1 protein-coding gene and 1 pseudogene are annotated in these 2,198 nt (G+C 71.5%); both read left to right on the top strand.

Going from position 1 to position 2,198, the window contains the following annotated elements:
- Positions 1-1,540 (top strand): tyrosine 2,3-aminomutase (gene cmdF / locus ACTUAL_RS32175; protein ID WP_440902864.1); only part of this gene is annotated, 1,540 nt, incomplete at its 5' end.
- A 58-nt stretch (positions 1,541-1,598) separates the two neighbouring features.
- Positions 1,599-2,198, top strand: a pseudogene (locus ACTUAL_RS32170) (phenazine antibiotic biosynthesis protein); the annotation flags it as partial.

The raw sequence follows: 2,198 nt of genomic DNA, 5'->3' as shown, positions 1-2,198 counted from the left end.
CCGGCGGGTCGCCGAGGACAGCGCTCCCTGCTCGGTGGCACCCGAAGTGCTGGCCAAGGCCGCGGTGCGCCGACGCCAGTTCGAGGAGGTCGTGCACAGCGGTGCCGCCATCTACGGCGTCACCACCGGGTACGGCGAGATGATCTACATGCAGGTCGAGCCCTCCAAGGAGGTGGAGCTGCAGACCAACCTCATCCGCAGCCACAGCGCGGGTGTCGGTCCGCTGTTCGCCGAGGACGAGGCCAGGGCGATCGTCGCCGCGCGGCTCAACGCGCTCTCACGCGGCTATTCGGCGGTGCGCCCCGAGATCCTGGAGCGGCTCGCGCTCTACCTGAACCTGGGCATCACCCCGGCGATTCCGGAGATCGGCTCGCTCGGGGCCAGCGGTGACCTCGCGACCCTGTCGCACATCGCCGCGACCGTCATCGGCGAGGGCTACGTGCTGCGCAACGGCAACCGCATCCCGACCGAGGTCGTCCTGCGCGAGCAGGGCATCGAGCCGCTGGAGCCGCGGTTCAAGGAAGGCCTCGCGATGATCAACGGCACCTCCGGCATGACCGGGCTCGGGTCGCTGGTGGTCAGCCGAGGTCTCGACCAGCTGCACCAGGCCGAGATCGTCTCCGCACTGGTGCTGGAGACGCTGAAGTGCTCCACCAGCCCGTTCCTGCCCGAGGGGCACGAGCTGGCCCGCCCGCACACCGGTCAGATCGACTCGGCCGCGAACCTGCGCGCCCTGCTGCACGGCAGCTCGCTCGCCGTGGCGCACTCCGACCTGCGCCGCGAGGTCGAGGACCAGCGCGTGGGCGACGAGGTCACCCGGACCGAGGTCTACCTGCAGAAGGCCTACTCGCTGCGGGCCATCCCGCAGGTGCTGGGCGCGGTCCGCGACACGCTGCGGCACGCGGCCAGGACGCTGACCACCGAGCTGAACTCCGCCACGGACAACCCCCTGTTCTTCGAGGGCAAGGAGGTCTTCCACGGCGGCAACTACCACGGCCAGCCCGTCGCGTTCGTCATGGACTTCACGACGATCTCGCTGACCCAGCTCGGCGTGCAGTCCGAGCGCCGCAGCAACCGGCTGCTCAACCGCCACCTCAGCTACGGCCTGCCCGAGTTCCTGGTCAAGGGCGAGCCCGGCCTCAACAGCGGCTTCGCGGGCGCCCAGTACCCGGCCACCGCGCTGATCGCCGAGAACCGGACCATCGGCCCGGCCAGCACCCAGAGCGTGCCGTCCAACGGCGACAACCAGGACGTGGTGAGCATGGGCCTGATCTCGGCCCGCAACGCCCGCCGCGTGCTGCAGAACAACACCCGCATCCTCGCGCTGGAGTTCCTGGCCGCCGCCCAGGCGGTCGACCTCACCGGCCGCCACGGCGGCCTGAGCCCGGCGGGCAGGGCCACCTACGAGAAGGTCCGCTCGCTGGTGCCGACCCTGGAGCAGGACCGGTACATGTCCGACGAGCTGGAGCTCGTGGCCGACGCCGTCGGCAAGGGCGAGTTCCTGGAGCCGATCAAGGAGCTCGGCATCGAGCTGCGCTGACGCGCGCCCCGCGAAGACGTCCCGACAACACATCCCGACGAACAGCGGAGGGCTCGGCATGACACCGGAAGACGCGCTCGCGGTCCTGGACGCGGAGCCGGACGCGCGGGTGGACCCGGACGAGCTGGTCCGGGCCGCGATGCGGTGGCACTTCTCCCCGGAGACCGGGACGCCGTTCTGGCTGGACCGGCGCGACCGCCTCGGCTTCGACCCGCTCACCGAGGTGCGCACCAGGGACGACCTGCGGCTGTTCCCGCAGACCGTGGAGGACCTGCGGCACGTGCCGGTGGACGACCTCATCCCGCGCGGCTACGGCGGGAAGGCCGAGATCGTCGGCGTCTTCGAGAGCGGTGGCACGACCGGTTCCCCGAAGCGGGTGCTCTACCTCGCCGACTGGATGGAGCGCGAGATGGCCGGGGCCATGCGCGCCATGGACGAGCGGGGCTACCCGCACGGGGTCAACTGGCTGTCGATGGGCCCCAGCGGCCCGCACGACTACGCCGAGCTGACCGCGCAGCACGCGCGCAGGCGGGGAGGGGTCCGCTTCGCGGTGGACTTCGACCCGCGCTGGGTGCGGCTGTGCACGCGGCAGGGGCGCGTGGACGAGGTGGAGCGCTACCTCGACCACGTCCTCGGCCAGGTCGCGGACGTGCTGGCC

This window comes from Actinosynnema sp., from assembly GCF_052038725.1.
The sequence above is the reverse complement of the archived record's forward strand: the minus strand, read 5'-3'. Positions and strand labels throughout refer to the sequence as shown.